This window comes from Zoogloea oleivorans, from assembly GCF_008107625.1.
Classification (GTDB): domain Bacteria; phylum Pseudomonadota; class Gammaproteobacteria; order Burkholderiales; family Rhodocyclaceae; genus Zoogloea; species Zoogloea oleivorans.
In genome coordinates, this window is the sequence record NZ_SDKK01000016.1 from 79560 (window position 1) to 105913 (window position 26354).

A 26354-nucleotide genomic window follows, 5' to 3' on the forward strand; every position below is an offset into this window, starting at 1 on the left:
ATTCCGTCACCAACATGCACACCGCTGCGTCCCCCATGCCCGCCGCCCACCGACCCCCCCTGCACTTCACGTTTGCCGCTGCTGCGCTGGCACTGGCTTTCAGCGCCGACGCAGCCAGCCCCGACTTCATTCCCGTCTCCGCAACCCAAAGTCAGGCGCTGGGTATCGTCACCCAGCGGGTTAGCCCGGCAGGCACTGCCGCTGCCAGCGGCCTGCCGGCCATGGTGAGCATTCCCAACAGCCAGGTGCGCGTCATCGCCGCCCCCCTGGCGGGTGTGGTGGAAAGCCTCGAAACAGCCCCCGGGCAAAACGTCAAAAAGGGTCAGTTGCTGGCCCGCATTGCCAGCCCCCAGGCTCTCGAGCTACAGCGCGACCGCCTGCAGGCCGACGCCCAGGCCGGCCTCGCCCGCCAGACGCTGAACCGCGATGAACAACTCTTCCGCGAAGGCCTGATCGCCGAATCCCGCGTCCAGGCGAGCCGCGCGAATGCCGCCCAGAATGCCGCCCAGGCTGCCGAACGTCGTCAGGCCCTGGCCCTGGCCCAGTACAGTGGTGGCCAAACGCTCAGCCTGCTCGCCCCCATCGCCGGCAGCGTGCTGGAGCAAAGCGTCAACGTCGGCCAGCGGGTCGAGCAGGCCGCACCGCTTTACCGCATCGCCAGACTCGATCCCCTGTCGGTGGAAATCCAGGCCCCGCTGGCCATCGCCAGCCAGGCGAAGATCGGCACGCTGCTGCGCATTCCGGCAGCAGGCGCCAGCGGCGAAGTGGTCGCCGTCGGCCGCGCGGTCGATCCTGCCACCCAAAGCGTGCTGTTGCGTGGCCTGATCACCCGGGGCGCCCAGAACCTGCGCCCCGGCCAGGCCACCGCGGTGGATCTCGAAGTAAACGCCGCCGGCACAAGCGCCGTGCAGGTGCCCGCCGGCTCGGTACTCCATCAGCAGGGCAAGCAATGGGTCTTCGTCAGCGCCCTGGACGGCAAGACTGCCGGCTACCGGGCGCTGCCGGTCGGCATCACCGGCAAGCTCGGCGAAGCAATGCTGGTTTCCGGTGTCCCTGCCGATGCACTGGTCGTCACCGCTGGCGTCGCCGCCCTCAAGGCCAGCTGGCTCGGCATCGGCAAGGAATAAGCCCCGATGCTCTCCCGCCTGATCGAGTTCTCCCTGACCCAGCGCCTGCTGGTTCTTGTCGCCACCCTGCTGCTCATCGGTGGCGGTGTCGCCGCCTGGAACGGCCTGCCCATCGACGCCTTTCCCGACGTTTCCACCACCCAGGTCAAGCTGATCATCAAAGCTCCGGGGATGACACCCGAAGAGGTCGAGTCGCGCATCACCGTACCCATCGAGCAGGAAATGCTCGGCATTCCGCATCAGCGCATCCTGCGCTCCACCTCCAAGTATGCCCTCGCCGACGTAACGCTCGACTTCGAGGACGGCACCGACATCTACTGGGCCCGTCAGCAGGTCGGCGAACGCCTTGCCGGCGTGATGGGCAACCTGCCCGCCGGCGCCACCGGCGGTCTGGCGCCAATCACCACGCCACTGGGCGAGATGTTCATGTTCACCATCGAGGGGCCGATCTCCCTCGAAGACAAGCGCACCCTCCTCGACTGGACGATCCGCCCGGCCCTGCGCACCGTCGCCGGCGTGGCCGACGTGAACAGCCTCGGCGGTGAAGTACGCAGCTTCGAAATCGCCCCCGATCCGGCGGCCCTCGCCGCCCGCGGCCTGACCCTGGGCCAGCTGCAGGCGGCCCTCGAAACCAACAATCGCAACGACGGCGCCGGGCGCCTCAGCGAAGGTGAAGAAACCCTGCTGGTGCGTGCCGAAGGGGCCATCCGCAACCTCGACGACGTGCGCGCCATCGTCCTGAAGAGTCACAACGGCAGCGTGGTGCGTATCGGCGATGTGGCCGACGTGCGCATCGGCGCCCTCACCCGCTACGGGGCCGTCACCCGCAGCGGCGAGGGCGAGGCGGTCGAAGGCCTGGTCCTCGGCCTGCGCGGCGCCAATGCCGGCAAGGTCATCGATGCCGTCAAGAAGCGCCTTGCCGAACTCGCCCCGCAGTTGCCGCCGGGCGTCAGCGTGGTGCCCTTCTACGACCGCAGCGAGCTGGTCGGCCGGGCCGTGCACACCGTGTCAAAAGCGCTGATCGAAGCCATTGCCCTGGTACTGGTGCTGCTGCTGGCCTTCCTCGGCAACCTGCGCGCCGCCGTGGTGGTGGCCCTGATGCTGCCGCTGGCGGCACTGGCCACCTTCATCGCCATGCGCATGGTCGGCCTGTCGGCCAACCTGATGAGCCTCGGCGGCCTCGCCATCGCCATCGGCATGCTGGTAGATGCCGCGGTGGTGGTGGTTGAAAACGTCGAAACCCAGCTCTCCGAAGGCGGCGCCGCGGCCCGCCAGCCCCTGCTCCATCTGGTTTTTCGGGCCACCCGCGAAGTCGCCTCACCGGTGGCATCCGGCATCCTGATCATCGTCATCGTCTTCCTGCCGCTGCTCACCCTCGAAGGACTGGAAGGCAAGCTGTTCAGCCCGGTGGCGCTGACCATCGTCTTCGCCCTGTCGGCCTCCCTGCTGCTATCCCTCACCGTGGTGCCGGTGCTGGCCTCCTTCCTGCTAAAGCGCGGCGAGGCCCACGAACCCTGGCTGATCCGCAAACTGCAGTCCGGCTATGCGCCGCTACTCAACTTCGCCCTGACCCGCGGCAAGCTGGTAGTGGCCCTTGCCGTCGGCTCGCTGCTTGCTGCCGGGGTGGCCTACATGAGCCTCGGCAAGGCCTTCATGCCCACCATGGACGAAGGCGACATCATCATGCAGCTCGAAAAGCTGCCCTCGATCAGCCTCGCCCAGACCATCGACACCGACCTGCGCGTACAGCGGGCCGTCATGAAGGCCGTACCCGAAGTGAAGGCCATCGTGGCCCGCTCCGGTTCCGACGAACTCGGTCTCGATCCGATGGGCCTCAACCAGACCGACACCTTCCTCGTTCTCAAGCCGCGCGACGAATGGCGCAAGGCCGACAAGGACTGGCTCACCGACCAGTTGCGAGCGGTGATGACCGACTTCCCCGGCATCGCCCTGACCTTCACCCAGCCCATCGACATGCGCGTCTCGGAGATGCTCACCGGCGTGCGCGGCGACCTGGCGATCAAGCTCTACGGGCCGGACCTGGACACCCTCAACCACCTGGCGACGCAGATCGAAGGCGTCGTGAAAGCCGTGCCCGGCGCCGAGGACACCGTCACCATCCGCAACGAGGGCGTGCAGTACATGAAGATCCAGGTCGATCGCCTCGCGGCCGGCCGCTTCGGGCTCAACGTGGAAGACGTCCAGAACGCCCTGCGCAGCCTGCTCGAAGGACGCATCGCCGGCACCGTGATCGAAAGCACCCGCCGGGTTCCCCTGCTGATCCGCGGCCCGGCCGAACTGCAGAACAATCCGGATGCCTTCGCGGCCCTGCGCATCACCGCCCCGGACGGCCAGAGCCTGCCCCTGTCGGCCGTCGCCAACATCACGCGCATTGATGGCCCGGTAAAGGTGGACCGGGAAAACGCCCAGCGCTACTCGGTCATCCAGTCCAATGTGCGCGACCGGGATCTGGTCGGCTTTGTCGAAGAAGCCCGTGCCGCCGTTACCAGCCAGGTTCCGCTGCCAACCGGCTACCGCCTGGCCTGGGGCGGTCAGTTCGAAAACCAGCAGCGCGCCGCCGCCCGCCTCGGCGTGGTGGTGCCCATTGCCCTTGGGCTGATCTTCGTACTGCTGTTCTCCACCTTCAACTCCGTGCGCCAGGCCCTGCTGGTGCTGGCGATGGTGCCCTTCGCGATGGTCGGCGGCATCTTTGCGCTGGCCGTGTCGGGCGAATACCTCTCGGTACCCGCCTCGGTCGGCTTCATCGCCCTGCTTGGCATCGCAGTACTCAACGGGGTGGTCATGGTGAGCTACTTCAACCAGTTGCTGGCCCGTGGCATGCCCATCGGCGAAGTCGTGGTGGAAGGTGCCAAGCGCCGTCTGCGCCCGGTGCTGATGACCGCCAGCATCGCCGCCCTCGGTCTGGTACCGCTGCTCTTCGCCACCGGCCCCGGCTCCGAAGTGCAACGCCCGCTGGCCATCGTGGTGATTGGCGGCCTGCTCAGTGCCACCGCCCTCACCTTGCTGCTGCTGCCGCTCCTCTACCGTCGTTTCGGCGTATCTCCTGCCGCCCCCGAGGTCACCGCCCAATGAATTCCGATAACCAGCCCGGCGTCGTCCTGACCCTGGTGATGCCCGTCGAAGTCGAAGACGCACTGCTCGAAACCCTGCTCGAACATCCAGACCTGGCCCCAGGTTTCACGAGCAATCGGGTCGAAGGCCAGGGTCAACGGGTCACTTTCATCGGTACTGCCGAACACGTGCGCGGCCGCGCCTCCTGCTGTCGGGTACAACTGGTGATTCCGCAAGCCGACGCCGAAGCCCTGCTCAGCATCCTGCGCGAACAATTCGCCACCAGCCGGGTGTTCTTCTGGATGGTGCCGGCCCTCGCCAGCGGGAGGCTCGCATGACGCATTGGCTCCTGGCCCTTGTCCTCGCCGCCCTGCCGCTGATGGCGACGGCCGCTGACAACCCCGCAGATGCCGCCGACCTGCCGCCCCGTGCCCAGGTTCTGGAAGTGCTCAGCAGCAGCCCGCTGGTGCGTGCCGCCGGCTCGGTGATCGAAGCCGAAGAAGCCCGCAGCCGTCGCCTGGCCGCCGGTACCCACGAATGGACCGTGCGCCTGACCGACCAGCGTCGCACCGTCCGCGCCACACCGGATGGACGCTTCAACGAATGGAACGTGGGGGTCGAACGCGCCCTGCGCCTGCCCGGCAAGGGCGAGCTCGACCGCCAGCTCGGCGCCGCCGGCATCGCCAGCGCCCAGATCAGCCGCGGCGACGCCCTCCACGAAGCCAGCCGCATGTTGCTGTCCGGCTGGTTCGAATGGCTGCGCGAACGAGCCGCCGCCGAGCAGTGGAGCCGCCAGCGCGACATCCTCGCCCGTCAGGCTCAGGTCGTCGGCCGCCGCGTCGAACTGGGCGATGCGCCACGCCTGGAACGCCTGCAGGCCGATGCCGCCCTCGCCCAAGCCGACGCCCAGCTCGCCCAGGCCCTCGGCCGTGCCGAAGTGGCCGCCGAGCAACTGCGCCGCCTCTACCCGGCCCTGAGCCTGCCGACCCAACTGGCCGACGTGGCGCCGCCAGCGGTGGAACCCGATGCCGGCAACTGGGTCAACGCCATCCTCGAACACAACCATGAACTCGGCGTGGCCCGCTCCGAAAGTGCCCGCGCCCGCATCCAGGCCACCCGGGCCGATGCCGAGCGTCGCCCCGATCCGAGCGTCGGCGTGCATATGGCCAACGACCGGGGCGGAGAGGAACGCATCGTCGGCCTCACGCTGAGCATTCCGCTGCCCGGCGAAGGCCGTCGCGCCGATGCCGACATGGCAGTGGCCAGCGCTCAGGCCAGCGCCCACCGGGAAGCCGGCGTGCTGCGCCGGGTAGAAGCCGAAGCAGCAACCGTCTATCGCCGTGCCACCGCCGCCCACGCCGGCTGGCAAAGCCAGAAACTCGCCGCCGAAGCCCTCGGCCACAGCGCCGACCTGACCGAACGGGCCTGGCAACTGGGCGAAGGCAGCCTCACCGACACGCTTGCGGCGCGTCGCCTGGCTCACGAGGCCCGCCTCGCCGCCCGCTTCGCCCAACTCGATGCCAGTGAAGCCCGCTACCGCCTGCTACTCGACGCTCACCGCCTGTGGCCGCTGGACACGGACGACGATGACGACAGCCACGACCATCACTGATGCGCGGCCATAAGTGCACTGCAACATGAATACGTTAAGATGACATTCGTTTTTCAGTGCCCAGCTTTCCGTGCCCACTCAGTTCCCACCCGCGATCATTGACATCGAAGCTTCCGGCTTCGGCTCCAGCAGCTATCCCATTGAAGTCGGTTTCGTCCTGCCGGACGGCACAAGCTATTGCGCGCTGATCCACCCTGCAGCCAACTGGCAGCACTGGGACGAATCGGCGGAACGGGTACACCAGGTAAGCAGGAAAAATCTGGAAGCGCATGGCCGCCCGGTGGCGGAAGTGGCTCATGAACTGAACGGCCGGCTACAGGGCCAGACCATTTATTGCGATGCCTGGTATCACGACTACACCTGGCTGAGTCGCCTGTTTGATGCGGCCGGTAGCGCCCAGGCCTTCCGGCTGGAAGATGTGCGGATCCTGCTCAACGAAACCCAGGCCGCGCACTGGCACGCCACCAAAGTGCAGATCCAGCGCGAACTCGACATTCCGCGCCATCGCGCCAGCAACGACGCCCGCATCCTTCAGGCCACGCTGGCCCGGGTACGGGCCCTGTACAGCGCCCCCGCCCGGACCCGCGCCTGACACTCAGAAGGCCTGGCGGTACGACACCCCCGTCGGCCCGAGCACCCAGTTACCGGTACGCACGCCAAGGTAGGCACCAGCGGCATTCCAGCCCATGTCCTTCCACGAAAAACGGTTGCAGTCCTGCTGGGAGTCGTAGACTTCCTTGGCGACGCCGGGAATCAGCGCCAGACCGAAGGCTGTCCAGGTATCCGTCGTCAGCCGCGAGGCGCCAACGCCGACGGCAAAAGACACCCCAAAGTGAGCCGCTTTGTCGCTGCCGGTCCAGTCGTCCTGGTAGCGGCCGCAGGCCTGCGCATTGCCGGCAAGGCCGGCCAGAAGAATCAGGGTTGCCAGGGTTTTCAAGAATCACCTCGATAGTCGGTTGAACAAGGCGGGAATCATACGGAAGAGACCGTCGTCATGAACACCTTTCCGCATTGGCCCACCAGCCACACAGCTCAGTCGTCCTTGCGGAACTTGTCGTGACAGGCCTTGCAGGATTCGCCGGTTTTGCCGAACTGGGCCTTGATCGCCGCCGCATCGCCGGTCGTGGCGACTTTCTGCAGCTCGTTGGCTTCCTTTATGAAGGCCACGGCCAGCTTTTTCACTTCGTCCGGCTGCTGGAAAAATTCGGCTTTCACACGGGTCTTCTGACTGCCCGCATCCTTCTCGGTACCCGGCCCGTACAGGGCGCCCATGCCGGAGTTGGCCGTCGCCGCAATCAGATTGGCGGCAGCAGCCACCTGGTCCTTGTTGAAAGAAGACGGATTGTCGACAACCTGAGCCTTGATCTTACCCATGTTCCAGGACATGAATGCATACCCGGCCTTGCGGAACTTGATCTGGTCTTCCGGCTTCGCCTGGGCGTTCGCACCGGTAGCCAGCCCGCAGGCGACGGCAGCGAGCAGCAGCTTGTTGAACTTCATTTGACGACTCCTTGCAGGATGAATGGGAAAGCCGACCGATTATTCCACAGGACTGAAAAAATCCGTCACGGTCGATGCCAAAACACGGGGCCTGCAGAGAGAAGGGAACATTCAGACAATTCCGCCGTCCGATGCAGGCATCGTCAATCCGGAGACACCATGACGCACTACCCCGCACTCGCAGCCCTGGGCCTGCTTGCCACGCTCGCCACCGTCCCTGCCACCGCGGCAGAGTCGCAGATCGACCGCCAGACGGAAACCGCCATTCCCAAGGTCGGCAACCTGTATGGCCTCGGTGTCGGCGTTCTCCCCCAGACCTCGGGCTCGAAAGACCTGCGGACCATGGTGCTGCCCATCATCCAGGCCAGCTACGCCGACCGCTTCTACATCAACGCCCTGAGGGCCGGCGTATGGCTGCTTGATTCCGACGACCGGCGCCTGCGGATCGGGCTCGCCGCCGACGCCCGTTTTGGCTGGGAAGCGGACGAAGGCAAGCGCACCAAGGGCATGCAGGATCGGGATTTTTCGGTGGACGTGGGCCCGACCCTGCGCTGGCAGACCGATTACGGCACCGTCAACGCCCAATGGGCTGTCGACGCCGGATCAGCCAGCAAGGGGCAGAGCGCCCAGGTGCAGTTCGTGCGGGCGCTGATCCGCGGCCCGGGCCTGCGCCTTAACGGCCTGGTCGGTCTGACCTGGAACGATCGCAAGATGAACAACTATTACTACGGGGTTGCACCGGCCGAAGCTGCCGCCAACCGGCCGGCCTATAGCGCCGGCTCCGGCACCCAGTGGCAGGCCGGCGTGAATGGCGCCTATCCGGTCGGCGAACGGGGTTCGCTGCTCTTCGGCCTGATGGCCACGCGCCTTGGCGATGCCCAGGCCAACAGCCCGATCACCGAGACGCGCTTCCAGCCGCTGGCCTACCTGGGCTACGGCTGGACCTTCTGACAACGCCGCTCAGAGGGGGCGCTTGACGGTCAGAGCACCGCGAATCTGCCCCTTCTCATAACCGAAGGCCTGGTCATGGGGGTAGCTTGCGGCAAGCTGGCGCTTCAGGCCGGCATCCACCTTGTCCACCGGCCCATGGCACTTCAGGCACACGTCACCAACCGGAATGGCCCGGATGTAGCGGAACACCGGTTTGCCGTTCTCGCTGACCACCTCACCGGTTTCAAGGCTCTCGACCTTCTCGCCATTGGCCGCACGAATGTTGAAGTCGGCGAGCTGGCGGGCCTCCCACACATCGGGCGTACCCCGCTCGGCGTTACGCGTTTTGAGGCTGACCCGGCGCATCTGCCAGCCGGTCTTGTCGGCCTGTTCCTTGAGCAGCAGGGGTGCCTGCACCTTGCACACCGGGATGGCCTCGACCGGGCCCTTGGCGGCAACGGTCTCCTGCATCATGGCAACCACCTTGGGGAGCACCGGCAGGGCATTTTTGCGGGTATCAAGCTTGAGGGCTTCCAGATCCTGAGCCTGGGCGGCACCGGCGAGAAGCGCGGCAGTGACAAGGGCAATCCGAAACATGATTCATCCTTAAAATTAGACTTTACTAATATACAGGATGTCGTGGTGTCGCGGCCAGTCACCTTGCCACTGCCACCCTCCTTCTTTTCAGGAAACCCGGCGGATGAAGGCAGCAAAAGACGTCAGTTGTCCGGCCAGGAACTTGCGCGTGTCCTCGTCGGTGAGTTCGCCCGATTGGGCATCCACCTTGTTCTGTACCGCGCCGATCATCACCTCCGGCTTGTTGAGCACCTGGCAATCCAGAAAAACGAGCACCTGACGCAGGTGATACTGGCAGCGAGCGCCGCCGATCACGCCCATCGAAGCGGTCTGGATCGCCACCGGCTTGCCGGCCAGCGGCTGCTCCGGCACGCGAGACAGCCAGTCGATGGCATTCTTCAACACACCGGGCAGCGAATAGTTGTACTCCGGGGTGACGATCAGTACGCCATCGGCCGCGCGTATCTGATCCGCCAGCGCAATCACCGCAGGCGGGAAGCCTTCCGCCTGTACGTCGGCGTCGTAAAGGGGAAGATCGCGAATCGACGGCAGGGCAAGGACTTCAACTCCGTCTGGCGCCAGCGCAGGCAGGGCCCGGGCGACGGCGGCGTTGTAGGAGCCTTTGCGCAGGCTGCCAAGAAGAGTGACCAGCTTGAGGGGACGGACGGCAGTCATGGTGGATTTCCTTCATGGAGGTGAAAGAGGAAGATACAGGGTACGCCAATCGCGTTGAGTACCCTGGCGCACACACGGTTCCCTTGTCCTGCATTACAGGAAACTAAACCCGTCATGACGATGACCAATAAAGGTAATCCGTCAGTTTCCCCGCCCTGCTTACCCATCGCATCAGGAGAAGACCATGGAATCCCACACCCACAGCATCGCCAATCTGTTCGCCCAGCTCGGCCTGCCCAATGACGAGGAAGCCATCAACACGTTCATCGGCACCCACGCGCCCCTGCCCCACGACGTGCAACTGACCAACGCGAGCTTCTGGACGCCGGCCCAGGCCACCTTCCTGAAAACAGAGATTGCCGAAGACGCCGACTGGAGCGCCGTGATCGACACCCTCGACGTACAGCTTCGCGCAAAGAGCTGAACGCTCAGGCGTCCACCAACAGAAAGCGCCGGGGATCGACGCCCCACTTGTCGGGCACTTCGGCCGACACGATGCGGTCGCCCCCGCCGCTGCCCAGCTTGCGGCCCAGGTCGACGACTTCCGGCTTGATGTAGCCGTTTGACTTGGTGCTGAAAAATACCCGCAGGCGCGGCGTCAGCAGACTGCTGTCGTTCTGCTCGATCACCACGCCCAAGCGGCCGGATTCGAGCTTCACGAGACTGCCCACCGGGTAGATGCCCACGCAGCGCATGAAGGCCTGGAGCAGCTTCTGGTCGAAGTGATCGGTGCTCCACTCCCACATCTTGCGCAGGGCCTCGGCCGCCGGCAGGCCCTTGTGATAGCAGCGATCGGCGGTAATGGCATCATAAACATCGACGATCGCCGCCATGCGGGCCATCGTCGAAATGGCATCGCCGGCCAGCTTGTCCGGATAGCCGCTGCCATCAAGGCGCTCGTGATGATGGCGGGTGATATCGAGCGGCACCGGCCCGATGCCGGCCGTGTCCAGCAGTACCGCGTGGCCATCGCCGGGGTGCTGCTTGATCAGGTCGAACTCGGCGTCAGTGAGACGCCCCGGCTTGTTGAGCACCTCGTCCGGCACCTTCATCTTGCCGATGTCGTGGAGCAGCCCGCCAATCCCCCCCTGACGCAGCTCGTCGCCCGCCAGACCCAGGGAGCGCCCGAAAGCGATCATCAGCGTGCACACACTGACCGAATGCAGGAAGGTGTAATCGTCCTTGTTCTTGATGCCGATGAGCCCCATCAGCGCCCCGCTGTTGCGCAACACCGAACCGGTGATTGCCTCGACCACCGGCTCCGCATCTTCCAGCGACACGGCCTTGCCCAGGCGCACGTCGCTCATCATCGTGCGCACGACCTTGTGGGCCTGCTCGTGCACCTTGCGGGCGCGAGCCATTTCCTCGCGCACGGAAACCCGCAGAATCTGCTCTGGCGGAGCACTCAGGGCAGCGCTGATCTCTTCTTCCACCGCCGCCTTCACCTCATCGGCAGCAACCGCCTCGACATCATCCAGCCCCCGGTCGGTGTCGATGTAGACATGCTGGATTCCGGCGTCGACGATGCGCCGCAAATCACCATCAGCCTTGAGAACGAACTGGGCACGCCAGAAAGGATGCGACATCCAGTCACCGCACATTTCATGGATGAACATGCCGGGCCTGAGACGGCCTACGGGAATTTTCTTGAGCATTGAGAAAAAGGCTATCGTCGATCGGGGATACAACAAAGCTTAACGGTGCCGGCGGCGGGGTCTTGAGCCATGCCCCGTGACAAATTGCATAAACGGGAGGAGCCAATCAGCCGATATACAACCGCTATAATGCGGCATCTTATTGCACTGCACATTCAATCATTCATGGACATCATCCTGCTCCTCAAGGCGCTGATCCTCGGCGTGGTCGAAGGTCTGACCGAATTCCTGCCGATCTCCAGTACCGGCCACCTGATTCTTGCCGGTGACCTCCTCGGCTTCAACGATGACAGGGGCAAGCTCTTCGAGATCGTCATCCAGTCCGGTGCCATCCTCGCCGTGGTGTGGGAATTCCGTGAGCGCATCGCCCGCACCTTTGCCGGCCTCGGCCGTGACCGGGAAGCCAACCGCCTGGTGCTCAACCTGTTCATCGCCTTCCTGCCCCTCGCCGTACTCGGCCTGGCTTTCGGCAAGGCCATCAAGGCGCACCTGTTCGCCCCGCTGCCGGTAGCGGCCGCCTTCATCGTCGGTGCTTTCGTGATCCTGTGGGCCGAGCGCAAGAGCCACCGCGTGCGCGTCGAAACCGTCGATGAAATGACACCGATGGACGCCCTCAAGATGGGTCTCGCCCAGGCCTGCGCGCTGATCCCCGGCACCTCACGCTCCGGCGCGACCATCATCGGCGGCATGCTCTTTGGCCTGTCCCGCAAGGCAGCCACCGAGTTCTCCTTCTTCCTGGCGATCCCGACCCTCGGCGTGGCCACGGTTTACGAACTCTACAAGGAGCGCGCCCTTCTCAACGCCGACGACATCAGCATGTGGATCGTCGGCTTCATCGCCGCCTTCGCCTCCGCCTTCCTGTGCGTGCGCTGGCTGCTGCGCTACATTTCCAGCCATGACTTCGTGCCCTTCGCCTGGTATCGCCTCGTCTTCGGCATCATCGTGCTGACCACCTGGCACTTCGGCCTGGTGGAATGGACCGCCCACTAAACCGTCCCGCCGCGGGCGCTGCCGGCCCTTGCAGGGTGAGCACCCGTCTCACCCTGCTGCACGACACCCGGCGGGCGCGCAGCCTGCCTCTCAAGCTGTACCTGCCCGATCTGCCCTGCTCGAAGGGGCTGATCCTCTTCTCCCACGGTCTCGGCGGCTCCCGCGAAGGCGGCGCCGACTGGCTCCAGCACTGGGCCTCGCACGGCTTTGCTGCCATCGCCGTGCAACATCCGGGCAGCGATGTCAGCCTGCTGCGCAACAACTCGCCCCTCGCCCTGCGCCACGCCTTCAAGGCGGCGATGAACCCTGAAGAACTGGCCCGCCGCGTCGACGACCTGCGCTTCGTGATCAGGCACATCGGCCACGACAGCAGCCTGCCGGACATCATCAACAGCGCCACGGACATCGGCATCGCCGGCCATTCTTTTGGCGCCGTCACCGTGCAGATCCTCGCCGGCGAACGCCGACCGGACCAACACCCGGAGCCTCCCGACCCACGCGTCCACGCAGCGCTGGCGCTCAGCCCCTCGGCCCGCTTTGAAGACATCGGCCCCGGCCTCGACCACCGCTTCGGGCACATCCACCTGCCCTTCTTCAGCCTCACCGGCAGCCGCGACGACGGCATGGGCCTGTCCGACATCACCGCCGCCAACCGCGAATTACCTTACCGCCACATGCCGGCCGACAACAGCAAATACCTGCTGGTTTTCGCCCAGGGCAACCACCTCGACTTTGCCGGCCAGGCCAGCGCGGCGGAAGGCGCGGTGTTCCACATTCGCCGCAGCCCGCCGGTTTTCCGCGACAATCTCCTCGCCGCCAGCACCGCCTACTGGCGGGCGCACCTGGCAAGCGACGCCGATGCCCGGCACTGGCTCACCTCCGACCTTCCCGGCCTGCTCAGGCCCGATGACCGCTTCGAACACAAATGATCATTTACCTCCACGGCTTCCGCTCCGGTCCCGAATCCTGGAAAGCCCGCAGCCTGCGTACCCACATGGCCGAACACAGGCTCGCCGACGCCTTCTGGTGCGCACAGCTGCCCGTCTCCGCCAACGCCGCCATGGCCCTCGCCGAAGCACAGATCGCCCGCTGCGACAGCCCGCCGACGGTGGTCGGCAGCTCGCTGGGCGGCTACTACGCCACCCATCTGGCCGAAAAACATGGCCTCAAAGCCGTGCTGATCAACCCGGCCGTGCTGGCACCGCTGTCGCTGTCGGCCTATATCGGCACCCAGACCCACATGTATACCGGCGAGCCCTTCGACTTCACCGCAGCGCACATCGACGAGCTGCGCACCATCGAAGCCCCGGCCATCACCCACCCGGACCGTTACTGGCTGCTCGTGGAAACCGGCGACGAAGTGCTCGACTACCGCCACGCAGTGGCCCGTTACGCCGGCTGTCGGCAAACGGTCCTCGAAGGCGGCGATCACAGTTTCACCAAGTGGGACGACTACCTCGACCCGATCATCCGCTTCGCCGGACTGCTGCCATGAGTAATATCCCCGGCTTCGACGCCCGCCGCTTCAAGGCCCTGGAACGCACGGGCTTCAACCGCATCGCCGCCCGCTACGCCGATGGCGCCCCACTGCGCGCCAGCCTGCAGGCAGCCCTGCTCGACGCCGCCCGGCTGAACCCCGGTGAACACGTCCTCGATCTGGCCGCCGGCCCCGGCCTGCTGGCCCGCGACGCCGCCCGCCAGGTGCTGCCCGACGGCTGGGTGCTGGCCAGCGACATCGCCGAATCCATGCTTGCCGAAGGCCAGCGCCGGGCTGCCGACGAAGGCCTGCCCGATCTCCTCGCCGCCGCCTGCGATGCCGAACACCTGAGCTTTGCCGACAGCCGCTTCGACGTAGCCCTGATCGGCCTCGGCCTGTTCATCTTTCCGCAGCCCGAAAAAGCCCTCGCCGAACTCCATCGCGTACTGCGGCCGGGTGGGCGCATCGCCCTGTCCGTGTGGGGCCAACGGGAAGCCGTACCGCTGATTGCCCGCGCCCAGGACTGCATTGCCCGCCTGCTGCCGGCCCCCAAGGTGCCGCGCCCGTCGGTGTTCCGCCTCGGCGAGGTGAACGCCCTTGCAGCCCTGTTGGGCCAGACCGGCTTTGGTGAAGTCAGCATCACACCGCACACCTTCACCTGCACCTTCGCCAGCGCCGACGACTACTGGCAGGCCTTCCTCGACCTGGCCGGTGGCGCCGCAGAATCCCTGTCACGGCTACCCGCAGCCATGCAGTCCAGACTGCGCGCAGAAGTGGCCAGCGAAATTGCCAGCCACCGTGAGGCCGACGGCTTTGCCATTCAAAGTACCGTGCTGATCGCCACCGCAACACGCTGACGACAAGCTTCTTGTGGGTCGGACTTCAGTCCGACCCACAAGCCCTACTCCGTCGCGCCCTTCACCACCCCGAAGCGCGCCAGCGTCAGCTCCCGGGCCTTGGCGTGATCGACAATCGGCGCCGGGTAATCGGTGCCGATCACGCAACCCGCCAGTTTCTGGTCGATGGGCGGCAGCGTCCATGGCGCGTGGATGTACTTGTCCGGCACCTTCGCCAACTCGGGCAGGTATTTGCGGATGAAAACACCGTCCGGGTCGAAGCGCTCGGACTGGGTCACCGGATTGAAGATGCGGAAATAAGGTTGCGCATCGCAGCCGGTGGAGGCCGCCCACTGCCAGCCACCGTTGTTGGCCGACAGATCGAAGTCGTTCAACTGGTCGGCAAAGTAGCGCTCGCCCAGGCGCCAGTCGACGCCCAGATCCTTGGTCAGAAAGGACGCGACGATCATGCGCAGGCGGTTGTGCATGAAACCGCTGTGATTGATCTGGCGCATCGCCGCGTCGACGATGGGGTAGCCGGTGCGCCCCTCGCACCAGGCGGCAAAAAGATCCGGCGCGTCATCCCACACCACCTTGTCGTACTCGGGGCGAAAGCTCACCCCCACCACGCGCGGGTGGTGCCACAGGATCTGGAAGTAGAAATCCCGCCACACGAGTTCCGACAGCCAGGTTTCGGCACCTTCGCCACCGATTGCATGAGCTGCCCGCGCCAGTTCACGGATCGACACGGTGCCAAAGCGCAGATGCACGGACAAATAGGAAACCCCCTTCACCGCCGGAAAATCCCGCCTGACCTTGTAACGGGCAATGCGCTTGAGGAAATCGTCGAAGAGTTTTCGCCCGCCTGCCATGCCGGGAACGATGCCCAGCTCGCCGAGATTAGTCGATGTGAAGCCGAGCTCGGCGAGGGTGGGAATCGTCTCTCCCGCAGCCGGCGCCGCCAGATGGACGGCGTACTTGTCGACCGGATAGGCCTTCAGGTGAAAATCCGTCAGCGTCTTCAGCCACGCACGCTTGTAGGGCGTAAACACCGAGAACGGCGAATTACCCTGGGTCAGCACTTCGCTCTTCTCGAAGATCACCTGATCCTTGAAGTCCGCGAAGCTGACACCCAGCAATCGCAGTCGTTCGGCCACCTCCGCATCCCGTGCGAGGGCTTGCGGCTCGTAGTCGCGATTGGCCAACACTGCCGTCACGCCCAGCGACGCGGCCAGTGCCGGAACCACCTCCGTCGCCGGGCCATGCCGCACAATCAGCCCGCCGCCCTTTACCCGCAGCGCCGCATCCAGTTCCAGCACACTGCCGTGGATGAATTCGACTCGCCGATCGGACCGGGTCGGCAAGGCGTCGAGAATCGTGCTATCAAAGATAAAGACGCAAAATACTTTCTGGTAATTCTTGAGGGCGTGAAACAAGGCGGCATGATCGAAATCGCGCAGATCGCGACGAAACCAGACAAGAGCAGAGGACATGGATGCAGGACAAAAGCGCAGGAAGCAGATGGACGCAAGCATGCCCCAAAAGTTGCCGCTACAATTCCTGACCCTGGCTTAAAATACCGTCCGTGACTACGACAACCATTAATCTCACCGATCATTTTCTGATCGCCATGCCCGCCATGGCCGATCCGAACTTTGCGCGCACGCTCACCTATATCGCCGAGCACAACGAAAACGGCGCCATGGGGGTCATCGTAAACCGGCCGACGGACATGCGCCTCGCCACGCTTTTCGAGCGCATCGACATCCCCTTCCAGCAACCGGACTTTGAAAACCTGCCGGTGTATTTTGGCGGCCCGGTGCAGTCGGACCGGGGCTTCGTGCTGCATCGCCCGGCCGGCAAGTGGCATTCCACGCTCACAGTCGGCGACAGCATCGGCCTGACCAGCTCCCGCGACGTGCTGCAGGCGCTGGCCAGCGACGGTGAACCCGCCGAAGTGCTGGTCGCCCTCGGCTACGCCGGCTGGTCGGCCGGCCAGCTCGAACACGAAATCGCTCAGAACGCCTGGCTTACCGTGCCGGCCGATCTCTCCATCGTCTTCGAGCTGCCGCCCGAAGAGCGCCTTGCTGCCGCCATGCAGTTGCTGGGGATCGATTTTGCCATGCTGTCCGACGTCGCCGGCCACGCGTGAGTACCGTTATCTGCTTCGACTTCGGTCTGGCACGCATCGGCATCGCGGTGGGTGAAACGGAAACGGGCCATGCCCATCCGCTCACGGCGATCACCGAGGAAGCCAACACTGCCCGCTTTGCGGCCATCGAAAAAATCTTCGCCGAATGGAAACCGGCCTTGCTCGTGGTCGGCCTGCCGACCCACATGGATGGCTCCGAGCACGCCATGACCGTGCGCTGCCGCCGCTTTGCCAACCAGCTCCATGGCCGCTACGGCCTGCCTGTGACGCTGGTGGATGAACGTCTTTCCTCCGCGGAGGCCGAAGACCGCCTCAACGACGCCGGCCTCCAGGGCTGGCGCAAGCAAAAGCCCCGGCTGGATTCCGCAGCCGCCCAGATTCTCCTGCTCCAGTACTTCGAAAGTGCCAAAAATGCAGCTTCCTGACGCCGAACAGCTCATCGCCGTGTTGGCCGAATCGATGCGCCCCAAGGTCACTGCCAACACCTGCCTGGTGGGTATCCACACCGGTGGCGTATGGCTGGCCGAGCGCCTCCACGCCCTGCTCGGCCTGTCCCAGCCGCTGGGCACCATCGACGTAAGCTTCTACCGGGACGACTACTCGGCCAAGGGCCTACATCCGCAGCCTCAGGGTTCGAAGATCCCTTTTGACGTGGAAGGCGCCCACATCGTCATCGTGGACGACGTCCTCTACACCGGCCGCACCACGCGTGCAGCCCTCAACGAACTGTTCGACTACGGCCGCCCGGCGCAGGTAGACCTGGCCGTCCTTATCGACCGCGGCGGGCGTGAACTGCCCATCGGGGCCAGCTTCTGCGCCCTCACCCTGCCCGAGCCCCTGGCGGCCGGACAGAACCTCCAACTTGAGCGCGACGACTCCGGCGCCCTCACCATGAGGCTGATCCATGCGTAATCCCCAACTCAACAAACACGGCGAGCTACAGCACCTGCTCACCATCGACGGTCTGCCGAAGGGCATCATCACGCAAATCCTCGACATCGCCGCACCCTTCACCGAAGTGGCCGAGCGCGAGGTCAAGAAGCTGCCGCTCTTGCGTGGCAAGAGCGTCTTCAACCTGTTCTTCGAGAACAGCACGCGCACCCGCACCACCTTCGAGATCGCCGCCAAGCGCCTGTCGGCCGATGTCATCAACCTCAACGTCGCCACCTCGTCCACCAAGAAGGGCGAAACCCTGCTCGACACCGTGGACAACCTGTGTGCGATGCAGGCCGACATGTTCGTGGTGCGCCATGAATCCAGCGGCGCCCCGCACCTGATCGCCCAGCACCTCGAAAACACCGGTCGCGACCACATTCACGTGGTCAATGCCGGCGATGGTCGCCATGCCCACCCCACCCAGGGCTTGCTGGACATGTACACCATCCGGCACTACAAGAAAGAATTCCACAACCTCACCGTGGCCATCGTCGGCGACGTGCTGCACTCCCGCGTGGCCCGCTCGCAGATCGCCGCGCTAACCACCCTCGGCGTGCCCGAAGTGCGCGTCATCGGCCCCAAGACCCTGCTTCCCACTGATGTGGAAAAGATGGGCGTGCGCTACTTCGCCAGCATGGAAGAAGGCCTCAAGGGCGTCGACGTGGTGATGATGCTGCGCCTGCAAAACGAACGCATGAACGGCGCCCTGCTGCCCAGCCCGCAGGAATTCTTCAAGGTGTGGGGCCTCACCGCCGAAAAGCTGGCCCTGGCCAAGCCGGACGCCATCGTGATGCACCCGGGCCCGATGAACCGCGGCGTCGAGATCGACTCGGCCGTGGCCGACGGCAACCAGGCCGTCATCCTGCCCCAGGTCACCTTCGGCATCGCGGTCCGCATGGCCGTGATGAGCATGCTCGGCAGCCATTGAGACTCGAACGATGAACATCCACATCCAGAACGGCCGCCTGATCGACCCGGCCAACCGCATCGACGCCCAGCACGACCTCTTCATCGCCGACGGCAAGATCGTCGGCGTCGGCACGGCCCCCGACGGTTTCACCGCCACGCGCACCCTCGACGCCAGCGGCCTCGTCGTCGCCCCCGGCCTCATCGACCTGGCAGCGCGCCTGCGCGAGCCCGGCTTCGAATACAAGGCCACCCTCGAATCCGAGATGGACGCGGCCATGGCCGGCGGCATCACCAGCCTGGCCATTCCGCCCGACACCGACCCGGTGCTCGACGAACCGGGCCTCGTCGAAATGCTGTGCTACCGGGCCAAGAAGCTCAACCGCGCCCACGTGTACCCGATCGGCGCGCTGACCATCGGCCTCAAGGGCGAACACCTGTCCGAGATGGCCGAGCTGGTCGAAGCCGGCTGTGTCGCCTTCAGCCAGGCCAACACGCCCATCCTCGACACCCGCGTGCTCGGCCGCGCCATGCAGTACGCCAGCACCTTCGGCTTCCGCGTGTGGCTGCAGCCCCTTGATCCCTACCTGGCCAAGGGCGGCGTCGCCCACGACGGCGAAGTCGCCTCGCGCCTCGGCCTGCCCGGCATTCCGGCCAGCGCCGAGATCGTCGCCCTGTTCACCTACCTGCGCCTGGCCCGCCAGACCGGCGCCAAGCTGCACATCACCCGCCTGTCCAGCGGCGAGAGCCTCGATCTGATCGAACAGGCCCGCAAGGACGGCGTCGATGTGACCTGCGACGTAGCCGCCCACCACCTGCACCTGTGCGACATGGACATCGGCTATTTCAACCCCCACTGTCACGTAGTACCCCCCCTGCGCAGCCAGCGCGACCGTGCGGCCCTGTCGAAGGCACTGGCTGATGGCCGCATCAACGCCATCTGTTCCGACCACACGCCGGTCGATGACGACGCCAAGCAGGCACCCTTCAGCGAATCCGAGCCCGGCACCACCGGCCTCGAACTGCTCCTGCCCCTGACCCTCAAATGGGCCCAGGAGCACAAGTTGCCGCTGCTCGACGCGCTGGCCCGCATCACCTCCGAAGCCGCAAAAATCGCTGGCATTGCCAAGGGCGGTCACCTGTCGGTTGGTGCCCGTGCCGACATCTGCATCTTCGACCCGGATACCCACCAGCTCATCACCCGCAGCATGCTGAAAAGCCAGGGCAAGAACACACCTTTCCTGGGCCTCGAACTGCCGGGCCGCGTGCATTACACGCTGGTCGAAGGCTCCCTGATGTACGAAGCCGGGAACCTCACCAAGCGCTGAACCTCCGCGCGGGGTGTATTAAAAAGGCCCGGAGCTTTCACTCCGGGCCTTTTTCACGTCATTCAGGGGGCCTGTTACTTCTTGTCACCCTGCAAGGCCTTTTCGAGGGCCTTGACAGCATCATCCTCCGGTACGGCAGGAATGGCGTCATCGGCAGGTTTCGCGGCTTCATCCTTGGGTTCGTTGCCGAACTGAATCGGCGTGTCGTCCTGGGCCTCGCCTTCCGGCACGACAATCTCCACCGTATCGGTATCGACGGTCGCCTGCTTGTCGAGCCCCATCGTCACCAGTTGCGGGAACAGGATGATGATCGCCACCATAATGATCTGGATGATGACGAAAGGCACCGCCCCCCAGTAAATCTGGGTCGTCTTGATGGATGGCGGCGCCACCGAGCGCAGGTAGAACAGCGCGAAACCAAAGGGCGGATGCATGAAGGAAGTCTGCATGTTCACCCCGAGCAGCACGCCGAACCAGATCAGATCGATACCCAGTTTCTCGGCCACCGGCGCCAACAGCGGCACCACGATGAAGGCCAGCTCAAAGAAATCGAGGAAGAAGGCCAGCAGGAAGATCAGGATGTTCACCACGATCAGGAAACCAAGCTGACCACCGGGCAGTCCGGCCAGCAGATGCTCGACCCACAGATGCCCCTCCACGCCATAGAAGGTCAGCGAAAACACCCGCGCGCCCACCAGAATGAAGACCACGAAGGTAGTCAGCTTGGCAGTGGTTTCCATAGCCTGCTTGAGCAAGGAAATGTCGAGGCGCTTGCGCATGAAGGCCATCATCAGGGCGCCAAAAGCCCCCATCGCACCACCTTCGGTAGGCGTCGCAATACCCAGGAAGATGGTGCCGAGAACCAGGAAAATCAGCAGCAGCGGCGGCACCAGGCTTGTCAGCACACGCAGGAACAGCTTGGCGCCGCGCAGGGTCCGCGCTTCGGGCGGCAGGGCCGGCGCCATGGCGGGCTTGAAGACTGCCACCAAGCCCACATAGCCAACATACAGAGCCGTCAGCACAAGGCCCGGAATCAGCGCCCCCTGGTACATGTCGCCCACCGAACGACCGAGCTGATCGGCCATGATGATCAGCACGAGGGACGGCGGAATGATCTGCGCCAGTGTGCCGGAGGCCGCGATCACGCCCGTGGCGAGGCGCTGGTCATAGCCGTAGCGCATCATGATCGGCAACGAGATGAGGCCCATGGAGATCACCGAAGCGGCCACCACGCCGGTCGTCGCCGCAAGAATCGCACCAACGAAAATCACCGCAAAAGCCAGGCCGCCGCGCACCGGGCCGAAGAGCTGGCCGATGGTATCGAGGAGATCCTCGGCCATGCCTGATCGTTCGAGGACCAGGCCCATGAAGGTGAAAAAGGGAATGGCGAGCAGGGTGTCGTTGGACATCACCCCGAAGATACGGTCAGGCAGCGCCTGGAACAGGGCCGGGGTAAGCAGGCCCAATTCGATGCCGATAAGGCCGAAGACGACGCCATTGGCGGCCAGGGCGAAAGCCACTGGATAGCCGAACAACAAGAAGATGACCAGCGACCCGAACATCAGGGGCGCCATGTTGGCAGCAATGAACTCCATTTAAACGGTCTCCCCGCGCTGTTGCTTGATGGCCCTGGCCAGCTCCTCTTCGGGAGTCGGAACATGCTGCTTGGCGTTGGGATCGCTGATCAGGCCCTTGAGGAAGGCAATACGCTTGATCAGTTCGGAGAACCCCTGAAGGATCAGCAGGAAGAAACCCACCGGAACCAGCGCGCGCACCGGCCAGACAATCAGGCCGCCGGCGTTGGACGAGTACTCGTTATTAAGGAAGGAGTTAACGAAGATCGGCCACGACAGGTAGAGCACCGCCACCGCCATCGGCGCCAGAAAGAAGAGCGTGCCAACGATGTCGATCCACGCCAGGACCTGGGGTGAAAAATGACTCGACACCACATCGATGCGTACGTGCTCGTTGCGCATCAGGGTGTAGCCGGCGCACAAAAGAAAGATCGCCGAAAAGAGGTACCACTGGATCTCCAGCAAACCATTGGAGCTGTAATTGACGGCGTAACGCACAAAGGCATTGATGGCACTGATCAGGGTAACGATCAGGACCAGCCAGATCGTCGCCTTGCCGACGCGTTCGGTAAGCGCATCAATGGCGCGCGATATCTTGAGCAGGGCTTGCACGTCCCGCACCTCCTTTGATTGTAAGAATCTCTGACTGCCAAGTGATGCAGCAGCATTTTATGGGGTCGGATTATCGGCGAGATTGGGCAGGCAACAATCAGGGATTACGCCTACCGTAGCGTCACGCTCCTGAAAACCCGGCAGCGGCGCGGCATCCCTCCGCCTTCACTACCCGGCTCATGAGATACTTTTGGTCCTTTTTCCCGATACCGTATCGCAACAATGTCTACCCGCATCTGCCTGGTTCGCCACGGTGAAACGGCCTGGAATGCCGAACGACGCCTCCAGGGCCACATCGACATCCCCCTCAACGAAACCGGCCTCGCCCAGGCGCGCGCTACCGCAACCAGCCTTGCCAGCGAGCGCTTCGACGCCGCCTACTGCTCGGACCTCACCCGCGCCCGCCAGACCGCTGCCGCCATTGCCACCCACTGCGGCCTGACGCCCGGCTTTGATGCCGGCCTGCGCGAGCGTCACTATGGCGGCTTTCAGGCCCTCACCTACGACGAAGCCCGAACCCGCTTCCCCGTGGACTATCGGCGCTTCGAAACTCGCGACCCGGACTTCGTCTTTCCCGAGGGCGGCGAGAGCCTGCGCGAGTTCGCCGGCCGCATCCACACGGCCCTCGAACACATCGCCAAGATACATCAGGGCGGCACGGTGCTGGTCGTCACCCACGGCGGTGTACTCGACATCGCCCATCGCCTCGCCACCGGCAAGCACCTGGAGGCGCCCCGGGATTTCACCATTCCCAACGCCGCACTGAACTGGATCGGCCACGACGGCGAAAACTGGTCACTGATCGCCTGGGCCGAACAACGCCATCTGGCTGGCGCCCTCGACGAACTGCCTAACGCATGATGCAAGCGTCGAATATCACCTTTCGCTAAAGTTTCCGGGAGACCAGCCGTTTCTCCGGTTCGTCACTTGCCATTATGGCAAAACCGGCCGGAGCCCCGTCATGCTGAATCTCAATCGCTTTTCCCTCGTTCACCAGATCGCTCTGGCTGCAACAATCGTCAGCATTGCCATATTTACTGCGCTGATTGCGTTTACTACCTACTTTGCCGAACACGCTGCCGTGGCAAAGACCGAGGAGGAGCTCAACAACCAGATCAAGGGCGTGGTCCGCATGCTCGAACTGAGCCATGACAACGCCGTCGCCCATGCCGGCAAGGGTGTGACACGCCTTAAAGACAACCTTGGAAAACTGCGCATTGGCCCCGACATGGCCGCCTCGGGCACTTATCAGATTCCCGTCGTCCGCAGTGGAGACCGGATTGTTAACGGCAATATCCCCTTGCTGGAAACCCTGCGTCAGCAAATCGACGCTGACCCGGCCCTGCTCCTGCGCATCGGCGACGAATTCATTCGTGCCGCCACGCTCCTCAAGAGCAAGGATGGCAAAAGCACGGAAGGAACCCCGATTCCCCAGAACAGCAATGAAGTGCGGGCCCTCCTTTCCGGCAAAAGCTATGTCGGTGTCGTCAAGCGGTCCGGCAAATACTATATCTCTGCGATAGACCCCATTACCGATGATAGTGGCAAGGTTGTCGGCGCCCTCGCCGCACGCGTTGCCATCCAGGGCGACATGGAGCGCCTCTTCAAGTCCCTCGCCGACATCAAGTCCGGCAGCAGCGGCTACGCTTATGTGCTGGCGCCAAACGAAGACATCGCCAAGACCGAACTCATCTACCATCCAACCCTCGGGGGCAAGCTGCTCGGCGAAATCAACAATCCGGGCCTGACCCGTATCGTGGAAGAGCAAGTCCGGCGCAAGCAGGGCATGATGACCTACAACTGGAGCCGCACTCCCGGCGGGCCTGAGACCGAGCCCAAGATGGTCGTTTTCGAAAATGCGCCCTCGTGGGGCTGGATTGTCGCCACAGGCAGCTTCATCGACGAATTCACCGTTGAAGCCCGCAGCCTGCGCAACACCCTGATTGCCCTGTGCCTGGGTGGCGCCCTGCTGCTGACGCTGGTTCTGTACCTCATCACCCGCAATCGCCTGTCGCCCATTCGCGGCCTGCTCGATGCCACCCAGCGCATCGGCCAGGGAGACCTGACCGTGCGCTTCCCCGATACGCCTGCCAGCAGCAGCAACGAACTTCATCTGATTACCCGCTCGCTGGACACCACCACCCGCCAGATCGGAACCTTGATCAGCGATGTCGTCCGGACATCCAATGCCGTCAAGGCCGCCGCCCGTGAAGTCCGCCTCGGCTCCGACAACGTGGTCAGTGCCACCTCGATCCAGAGCGAAGCGGCGTCGGGCCTCGCCTCCGCCATTGAAGAACTGTCGGTCAGCATCACCCACGTATCCGACAGTGCCGCCCTCGCCCACGACATCACCCAGCGGGCCCAGGCCCATACGGACGACGGTGGCGCCAAGGTACGTGACATGATCGGCGGCATGGACCGGATCGCCAGCGAGATCGACAAGGCCGGCGAAGCGGTAAATCTGCTTTCGGAACGTTCAGCGCGCATCTCCAACATCGGCAAGATCATCAACGAGATCGCTGACCAAACCAACCTGCTGGCCCTTAACGCAGCCATCGAGGCGGCCCGGGCCGGCGAGAGTGGCCGTGGCTTCGCGGTGGTCGCCGACGAAGTACGCAAACTGGCGGAGCGGACAGCCAGCTCAACCCGCGAAATTTCGGCCACGGTGGCAGAAGTGCAAAGTGAAGCCAACCGGGTTGTCGCCATGATTCACGGTGTCACCGGCGGCGTGCGCAACGGCGTTCAACTGGCCACCGATTCCGGCTCCGTGCTTGAGAGCATCCGCAACGAAAGCGCCCGCACCACCAGTGCCGTCAATGACATTGCCAATGCCACGCGTGAGCAGAGCGCAGCCAGTCAGGAGGTGGCTCGCGGCGTCGAGCACATCGCCCAGATGGCCGAACAGAACAATCAGGTCACCCGTCACACTCACGAGCAAACAGCCTTGCTTGAACAAATGGCCTCCGAACTGGAGGCGAAGGTCAGCCACTTCCGCGTTTGAACCGCCAATCCGGCAAGACCTGCCGCCCTTTCAAGGGCAGCAGGTTGATTGTCGCTTTCGGCAAGCCTTAAGTGCCGTGTTAAACTCTCTTTTTGACTCAAGCCCACCTGGATCGCCATGTTTTCCAAGCAAAATACCCTCGCCAAAGTTGACCCCGAACTGTGGCAGGCCATTGAGGCCGAAAACCGTCGTCAGGAAGATCACATCGAACTGATCGCCTCCGAGAACTACGTCAGTGCAGCTGTCATGGAAGCCCAGGGCTCCCAGCTCACCAACAAGTACGCGGAAGGTTATCCGGGCAAGCGCTATTACGGCGGCTGTGAGTTCGTCGATCTGGCCGAGCAGCTCGCCATTGATCGCCTCAAGACCCTGTTTGGCGCCGAAGCAGCCAATGTCCAGCCGAACTCCGGCTCCCAGGCCAACCAGGCCGTGCTGATGGCATTCGCCAAGCCCGGCGACACCATCATGGGCATGAGCCTGGCCGAAGGCGGCCACCTCACCCACGGCATGCCGCTGAACATGTCCGGCAAGTGGTTCAACGTCGTCGCCTACGGCCTCGACAAGAACGAAGAGATCGACTACGACAAGATGGAAGCGCTGGCCCGCGAGCACAAGCCGCGCATCATCATTGCCGGCGCCTCCGCCTACGCCCTGCGCATCGACTTCGAGCGCTTCGCCAAGATCGCCAAGGAAATCGGCGCGATCTTCTGGGTGGACATGGCCCACTACGCCGGCCTCATCGCCGCAGGTTACTACCCCAACCCGGTGCCCCACGCCGACGTGGTCACCTCCACCACCCACAAAACGCTCCGCGGCCCGCGCGGCGGCATCATCCTGATGAAGGCCGAGCACGAGAAGGCCCTCAACTCGGCCATCTTCCCGGGCCTCCAGGGTGGACCGCTGATGCACGTCATCGCCGCCAAGGCGGTGGCCTTCAAGGAAGCAGCCGAGCCCGAGTTCAAGCGCTACCAGGAACAGGTTCTTGCCAATGCCCGCGTGATGGCGCGCGTGCTGGGTGAAGAGCGTGGCCTGCGCATCGTCTCCGGCCGCACCGAAAGCCACGTGTTCCTGGTCGACCTCCAGTCCAAGAACATCACCGGCAAGGAAGCCGAAGCAGCCCTCGGCCGTGCCCACATCACCGTCAACAAAAACTCGATCCCCAACGATCCGCAGAAGCCTTTCGTGACTTCCGGCATCCGCCTCGGCTCACCGGCGATGACCACCCGCGGCTTCACCGAAATCGAGGCCGAGCGCATCGCACACCTCATCGCCGACGTGCTCGACAATCCCAACGACGAAGCCATCACCGAAAACGTGCGCGCCAAGGTAGCCGAGCTGTGCCGCAAGTTCCCGGTGTACGGCGCGTAATCGACGTAAACAGGCAGGCACGCGCAC

General features: G+C 64.2%; 28 protein-coding genes. 20 read left to right on the forward strand and 8 right to left on the reverse strand.

All coding sequences use genetic code 11. The features are described from left to right. Window positions 1-35: 35 nt before the first annotated feature. The 5 genes from ETQ85_RS16910 (at window position 36) to ETQ85_RS16930 (ending at window position 6403) form a co-directional block, all read left to right on the forward strand. Window positions 36-1127 (forward strand): efflux RND transporter periplasmic adaptor subunit, encoded by a 1092-nt coding sequence (locus ETQ85_RS16910; protein WP_187394743.1) that lies wholly within the window; start codon window positions 36-38, stop codon window positions 1125-1127. A 6-nt stretch (window positions 1128-1133) separates the two neighbouring features. Next, window positions 1134-4220, forward strand: a complete 3087-nt coding sequence (locus ETQ85_RS16915; RefSeq protein WP_148580258.1) for an efflux RND transporter permease subunit — start codon at window positions 1134-1136, stop codon at window positions 4218-4220. Continuing rightward, complete coding sequence (locus ETQ85_RS16920; RefSeq protein WP_148580259.1) at window positions 4217-4537, forward strand: DUF3240 family protein; 321 nt, start codon at window positions 4217-4219, stop codon at window positions 4535-4537. The genes ETQ85_RS16915 and ETQ85_RS16920 overlap by 4 nt, the downstream gene beginning before the upstream one ends. Further along, window positions 4534-5811, forward strand: coding sequence for a TolC family protein (locus ETQ85_RS16925; protein ID WP_148580260.1), 1278 nt, complete (start codon window positions 4534-4536; stop codon window positions 5809-5811). The genes ETQ85_RS16920 and ETQ85_RS16925 overlap by 4 nt, the downstream gene beginning before the upstream one ends. A 70-nt stretch (window positions 5812-5881) precedes the next feature. Continuing rightward, window positions 5882-6403, forward strand: coding sequence for a hypothetical protein (locus ETQ85_RS16930; protein ID WP_148580261.1), 522 nt, complete (start codon window positions 5882-5884; stop codon window positions 6401-6403). 3 nt (window positions 6404-6406) lie between these two features. On the opposite strand, the gene ETQ85_RS16935 is transcribed toward ETQ85_RS16930, so the two are convergent. Both ETQ85_RS16935 and ETQ85_RS16940 read right to left on the reverse strand, forming a co-directional pair. Continuing rightward, a complete protein-coding gene (locus ETQ85_RS16935) occupies window positions 6407-6748 on the reverse strand; it encodes a YfiM family lipoprotein (protein WP_187394744.1) in 342 nt (113 codons plus the stop codon). A gap of 95 nt (window positions 6749-6843) precedes the next feature. Further along, a complete protein-coding gene (locus tag ETQ85_RS16940) occupies window positions 6844-7311 on the reverse strand; it encodes a c-type cytochrome (RefSeq protein WP_148580262.1) in 468 nt (155 codons plus the stop codon). 22 nt (window positions 7312-7333) lie between these two features. Here ETQ85_RS16940 and ETQ85_RS26280 point away from each other — a divergent pair, with 22 nt between their 5' ends. Together ETQ85_RS26280 and ETQ85_RS16945 are read left to right on the forward strand one after the other, a co-directional pair. After that, window positions 7334-7474 (forward strand): hypothetical protein, encoded by a 141-nt coding sequence (locus tag ETQ85_RS26280; RefSeq protein ID WP_187394745.1) that lies wholly within the window; start codon window positions 7334-7336, stop codon window positions 7472-7474. Next, window positions 7471-8262 (forward strand): MipA/OmpV family protein, encoded by a 792-nt coding sequence (locus ETQ85_RS16945; RefSeq protein WP_148580263.1) that lies wholly within the window; start codon window positions 7471-7473, stop codon window positions 8260-8262. Before ETQ85_RS26280 ends, ETQ85_RS16945 begins: the two co-directional genes overlap by 4 nt. A gap of 9 nt (window positions 8263-8271) precedes the next feature. Here ETQ85_RS16945 and ETQ85_RS16950 read toward each other — a convergent pair whose 3' ends face one another. Beyond that, complete coding sequence (locus ETQ85_RS16950) at window positions 8272-8838, reverse strand: Tll0287-like domain-containing protein (RefSeq protein WP_148580264.1); 567 nt, start codon at window positions 8836-8838, stop codon at window positions 8272-8274. A gap of 87 nt (window positions 8839-8925) precedes the next feature. Beyond that, window positions 8926-9492, reverse strand: coding sequence for an NADPH-dependent FMN reductase (locus ETQ85_RS16955; RefSeq protein ID WP_148580265.1), 567 nt, complete (start codon window positions 9490-9492; stop codon window positions 8926-8928). A gap of 184 nt (window positions 9493-9676) precedes the next feature. On the opposite strand from ETQ85_RS16955, the gene ETQ85_RS16960 reads away from it, so the two are divergent. Continuing rightward, a complete protein-coding gene (locus ETQ85_RS16960) occupies window positions 9677-9916 on the forward strand; it encodes a DUF2789 domain-containing protein (RefSeq protein WP_148580266.1) in 240 nt (79 codons plus the stop codon). 4 nt (window positions 9917-9920) lie between these two features. On the opposite strand, the gene ETQ85_RS16965 is transcribed toward ETQ85_RS16960, so the two are convergent. Then, complete coding sequence (locus ETQ85_RS16965) at window positions 9921-11147, reverse strand: HD-GYP domain-containing protein (RefSeq protein WP_148580267.1); 1227 nt, start codon at window positions 11145-11147, stop codon at window positions 9921-9923. Between the two features lie 165 nt (window positions 11148-11312). On the opposite strand from ETQ85_RS16965, the gene ETQ85_RS16970 reads away from it, so the two are divergent. From ETQ85_RS16970 to ETQ85_RS16985, 4 genes are read left to right on the forward strand one after another with little or no spacing between them, the layout of a single operon-like run. Then, window positions 11313-12137, forward strand: coding sequence for an undecaprenyl-diphosphate phosphatase (locus tag ETQ85_RS16970; RefSeq protein WP_148580268.1), 825 nt, complete (start codon window positions 11313-11315; stop codon window positions 12135-12137). 35 nt (window positions 12138-12172) lie between these two features. Further along, on the forward strand, window positions 12173-13066 hold the full coding sequence (locus ETQ85_RS16975; RefSeq protein WP_148580269.1) for an alpha/beta hydrolase family protein: 894 nt from the start codon (window positions 12173-12175) through the stop codon (window positions 13064-13066). Continuing rightward, entirely contained in the window at window positions 13063-13632 is a 570-nt protein-coding gene (locus ETQ85_RS16980) for a YqiA/YcfP family alpha/beta fold hydrolase (protein ID WP_148580270.1), read from the forward strand. Before ETQ85_RS16975 ends, ETQ85_RS16980 begins: the two co-directional genes overlap by 4 nt. Then, on the forward strand, window positions 13629-14471 hold the full coding sequence (locus ETQ85_RS16985; protein ID WP_148580271.1) for a class I SAM-dependent methyltransferase: 843 nt from the start codon (window positions 13629-13631) through the stop codon (window positions 14469-14471). Before ETQ85_RS16980 ends, ETQ85_RS16985 begins: the two co-directional genes overlap by 4 nt. Window positions 14472-14515: 44 nt before the next feature. On the opposite strand, the gene ETQ85_RS16990 is transcribed toward ETQ85_RS16985, so the two are convergent. Then, window positions 14516-15943: a cryptochrome/photolyase family protein gene (locus tag ETQ85_RS16990; protein WP_148580272.1), complete on the reverse strand. Its 1428-nt coding sequence runs from the start codon at window positions 15941-15943 to the stop codon at window positions 14516-14518. 137 nt (window positions 15944-16080) lie between these two features. Between ETQ85_RS16990 and ETQ85_RS16995 the strand changes: the two genes are divergently transcribed. The 5 genes from ETQ85_RS16995 to ETQ85_RS17015 are packed head-to-tail and all read left to right on the forward strand — an operon-like array spanning window position 16081 to window position 19772. Further along, a complete protein-coding gene (locus ETQ85_RS16995) occupies window positions 16081-16602 on the forward strand; it encodes a YqgE/AlgH family protein (protein ID WP_407058374.1) in 522 nt (173 codons plus the stop codon). After that, window positions 16599-17027: a Holliday junction resolvase RuvX gene (gene ruvX, locus ETQ85_RS17000; RefSeq protein ID WP_148580274.1), complete on the forward strand. Its 429-nt coding sequence runs from the start codon at window positions 16599-16601 to the stop codon at window positions 17025-17027. Before ETQ85_RS16995 ends, ruvX begins: the two co-directional genes overlap by 4 nt. Beyond that, on the forward strand, window positions 17014-17514 hold the full coding sequence (gene pyrR, locus ETQ85_RS17005; RefSeq protein WP_148580275.1) for a bifunctional pyr operon transcriptional regulator/uracil phosphoribosyltransferase PyrR: 501 nt from the start codon (window positions 17014-17016) through the stop codon (window positions 17512-17514). The genes ruvX and pyrR overlap by 14 nt, the downstream gene beginning before the upstream one ends. Next, on the forward strand, window positions 17507-18466 hold the full coding sequence (locus tag ETQ85_RS17010; RefSeq protein ID WP_148580276.1) for an aspartate carbamoyltransferase catalytic subunit: 960 nt from the start codon (window positions 17507-17509) through the stop codon (window positions 18464-18466). The genes pyrR and ETQ85_RS17010 overlap by 8 nt, the downstream gene beginning before the upstream one ends. A gap of 10 nt (window positions 18467-18476) precedes the next feature. Continuing rightward, a complete protein-coding gene (locus tag ETQ85_RS17015; protein WP_148580277.1) occupies window positions 18477-19772 on the forward strand; it encodes a dihydroorotase in 1296 nt (431 codons plus the stop codon). Between the two features lie 74 nt (window positions 19773-19846). Here ETQ85_RS17015 and ETQ85_RS17020 read toward each other — a convergent pair whose 3' ends face one another. Together ETQ85_RS17020 and ETQ85_RS17025 are read right to left on the reverse strand one after the other, a co-directional pair. Next, window positions 19847-21367, reverse strand: a complete 1521-nt coding sequence (locus ETQ85_RS17020) for a TRAP transporter large permease (RefSeq protein ID WP_148580278.1) — start codon at window positions 21365-21367, stop codon at window positions 19847-19849. Then, on the reverse strand, window positions 21368-21958 hold the full coding sequence (locus ETQ85_RS17025; RefSeq protein ID WP_148580279.1) for a TRAP transporter small permease subunit: 591 nt from the start codon (window positions 21956-21958) through the stop codon (window positions 21368-21370). It abuts the gene before it with no gap. Window positions 21959-22180: 222 nt separating this feature from the next. On the opposite strand from ETQ85_RS17025, the gene ETQ85_RS17030 reads away from it, so the two are divergent. From ETQ85_RS17030 to glyA, 3 genes are all read left to right on the forward strand, one after another. Continuing rightward, window positions 22181-22819, forward strand: a complete 639-nt coding sequence (locus tag ETQ85_RS17030; protein WP_148580280.1) for a histidine phosphatase family protein — start codon at window positions 22181-22183, stop codon at window positions 22817-22819. A 100-nt stretch (window positions 22820-22919) separates the two neighbouring features. Next, the gene (locus ETQ85_RS17035; protein WP_148580281.1) at window positions 22920-24959 is read left to right on the forward strand and encodes a methyl-accepting chemotaxis protein; all 2040 of its coding nucleotides are present in this window, start codon (window positions 22920-22922) and stop codon (window positions 24957-24959) included. Window positions 24960-25076: 117 nt separating this feature from the next. Continuing rightward, window positions 25077-26327 (forward strand): serine hydroxymethyltransferase, encoded by a 1251-nt coding sequence (gene glyA, locus ETQ85_RS17040; RefSeq protein WP_148580282.1) that lies wholly within the window; start codon window positions 25077-25079, stop codon window positions 26325-26327. Window positions 26328-26354: the final 27 nt, after the last annotated feature.